This window comes from Actinoplanes sp. NPDC048791 (assembly GCF_040650095.1).
Lineage (GTDB): Bacteria > Actinomycetota > Actinomycetes > Mycobacteriales > Micromonosporaceae > Actinoplanes.
On sequence record NZ_JBEZGQ010001080.1, the window covers coordinates 1 to 2,712 of the forward strand.

The following is a 2,712-nucleotide window of genomic DNA, read 5'->3' on the forward strand; positions in this document are numbered from 1 at the left end:
CCAGCGCCTGCCGGTAGCCCTCCAGGCGGCGGGCCGCCGTGCCGTTCTCCAGATGCGGCTGCAGACCGACGGCGGCGATCCGGGTGCGACCGACAGCGATCAGGTGCTGGGTGATCTCGCGGGCCGCGGCCACGCTGTCGACCGCGACATGGTCCAGCAGGCCGTCCGCGTCCTGCTCACCGAGCAGCACCACGGGTACGCCCCCAGCACCCCGGCGCAGCTCCTGGGGGGACAGCGCCCACGGGCTCAGCACGAGACCGTCGATGACCTGGCCGCGTACGCCGTCGAGCAGCCGGCGCTCGTGCTCGGCGTCGCCGTCGGTCTGCTGGACCAGCAGCATCCACGAACGTTGCTCGGCCTCGCGGACGAGCAGGCCGGCCAGTTCACCGAAGTACGGCGAGGCGATCTCCGGGATGGCCAGCGCCACCAGTCCGGACCGGCCGCCGCGCAGGTGCCGGGCAGCGGCGTTGGGGCGGTACTGGAGCTCGTCGATCGCCTGCTGCACCCGGGCCCGGGTCTCCGGGGCCACCTGGGCGAAGCCGCTGACCACGTTCGACACCGTACGGATCGACACCCCGGCGCGTTCCGCCACCTGCCGCAGGCTCGCCGTCATGATCGACCTCCCATGGTGCAAACCCTACCGGCTACCACTTGCCACGTTGCATGCAACGTTGCAAAGTGAGGGCATGACTGACACCGACGCCGGCGTGCGGGCTCGCGACGCCATCTACGACCAGGGGATCACCGCTTGTCCGGGCGCCTTCAGCGTGGCCTGGACGGACACCGTCCGGGAGGACATCGAGAAGGCGTTCGCCGAGGCCCGGTCCCGGCCCGGCGGCGCGGTCGGCCGCGGCCCGCACCGCTACTACGTCGAGATCCACCCCGAGCAGCTGCGCGGCTTCGTCGACCTGGTCACCCACCCGTGGGTCACCGCGGTGTGCGAGGCGGTGCTGGGCCCGGAGTACGAGATCGTCGAGCTCGGCTTCGACGTCCCGCTGGCCGGCGCGGTCAACCAGCCGTGGCACCGGGACTTCCCGATGCCCGAGGTCACCCGCCAGGAACGGCGGCTCAACTCGCTGGCGTTCAACCTCACCGGCGTCGACACCACCGAGGAGATGGGGCCGTTCGAGATCGCCCCGGGCACCCAGTTCGACGACGAGCCGGAGTTCGGTCACGGCATGTTCCCGCCGAAGCCCTTCTACCCCCGTTACGAAGAGCGGGCCGTCCGCAAATACCCGAAGCGCGGCGACATCTCGGCCCGCTCGGCACTGACCATCCACCGCGGGACCCGCAACTACTCCGACATGTCACGGCCGGTGCTGGTCCTGGGCGTGGACGCGCCGGGCGCGGGCAACGGCGAACGGCACGACACCGCCGTTACCCGCGCCTATTGGGACGCTCTGCCGGAGCAGGTCAAGGCTCACCTGCACTGCGCGGTCGTGGATACCCTCACCCCGATCACCCAGAAGCACACCATCGAGGGCCTGGTGATGGGCGAGGCCTGAGAAACGACTCGGCCGGGCACGGCGGCCCGGCCGAGCTATCGGTCCTTCAGATGCCGAGGCGGTTCGTCAGATGCCGAGGCGGCGTGATCCCGCGGCGGCCTTCACGATCACCGGCACCAGGGCGGTCGGGTCGAGGCGAGTGCGCAGCGTCGGCACCCAGCCCGCGTCCGGGGCGAAGTCCGGGTCGTAGGCCGCGTTGTACGCCGCCACCAGGTCCACCGCTCGCGGCGCCCGGCTGCCCACCTGCACGAGCGTGCCCTTCGCGGTGATCTTCGTGCCCTTCCAGTACTTGATCAGGTCGCCGTCACCGACGTCGGCGCTGCGCAGGAAGTAGTTGTTCTCCGCGTAGATGCTCGACTCGAAGCCCACGCCCAGGGAGTAGCCGTAGTCCTCGGCCGTGGCCACGTACAGGTTGTTGTAGATGTCCACCTGGCCGAAGCGGACCCGCGGCGCGCGCTGGACCACGTTGCCGAAGCGGTTGTGGTGCACCGTGACGCGCAGCTTGCCCACGTCCACGCCGGGGGTGTCCGTCGAGCCGATCAGCATCGTCTTGTCGTGGTCGTAGTAGTTGTTGTACGAGACGGTGACCAGGTCGGAGCCGCGGATGATGTCGCTGGCCCCGTCGTGCACCTGGTACGGCCGGTCGAAGTACAGCGGCTGGGCGGCGTCGTGGTTGTTGCCGTCGCTGAAGGTGTTGTGGTCCAGCCACACGTTGGTCGCGCCGGTCAGCGACACCAGGTCGTAGAGCGAGTTCCAGTTGCCGGTCGAGCCGTCGGTGGGGTCCCAGGCCGGGAAGCAGTCCGCGGCGTCGGTGAACTCGATGTTGCGCACGATCACGTTGTGCACGTTCTGCAGCACCATGCTGCCGTGCTCGATGCGGGCGCCGTTGATGCCGATGACGGTCGTGTCGGACGGCACGATGATCTTGATCTGGTCGCCCTGGCGCTTGGCCGAGCGGACCCGGGCCTCCTCCAGCGGGCCGGTGGGCTTGGTCGCCCGGCCCCAGACCGCCGGGTCGTACGCCTGCAGGAAAGCCTCCAGGCTGTACGCCGGGTCGGCATAGTCCGCGCAGGTCAGCGGCTTGTTTTCGGCGTCGACGCTCATGCTGAACCGGCCGTCGACGAGGACCAGCCGCGGGGCGGCCTCGCCGCTCAGGGCCGCGATGAGTTCGGCGCGGTTGTGCACGACGAAGGTGTGGGCGGCGTCG

3 protein-coding genes are annotated in these 2,712 nt (G+C 70.0%); 1 reads left to right on the forward strand and 2 read right to left on the reverse strand.

The features are described 5' to 3' along the window. On the reverse strand, positions 1–613 hold a 613-nt coding region (locus tag AB0C29_RS42425; RefSeq protein ID WP_360833177.1), incomplete at its 3' end, for a LacI family DNA-binding transcriptional regulator. A gap of 73 nt (positions 614–686) precedes the next feature. Here AB0C29_RS42425 and AB0C29_RS42430 point away from each other — a divergent pair. Beyond that, positions 687–1,505, forward strand: coding sequence for a phytanoyl-CoA dioxygenase family protein (locus tag AB0C29_RS42430; protein WP_360833179.1), 819 nt, complete (start codon positions 687–689; stop codon positions 1,503–1,505). A gap of 66 nt (positions 1,506–1,571) precedes the next feature. On the opposite strand, the gene AB0C29_RS42435 is transcribed toward AB0C29_RS42430, so the two are convergent. Continuing rightward, a partial coding sequence (locus AB0C29_RS42435; RefSeq protein ID WP_360833181.1) for a polysaccharide lyase family 1 protein occupies positions 1,572–2,712 on the reverse strand: 1,141 nt, incomplete at its 5' end.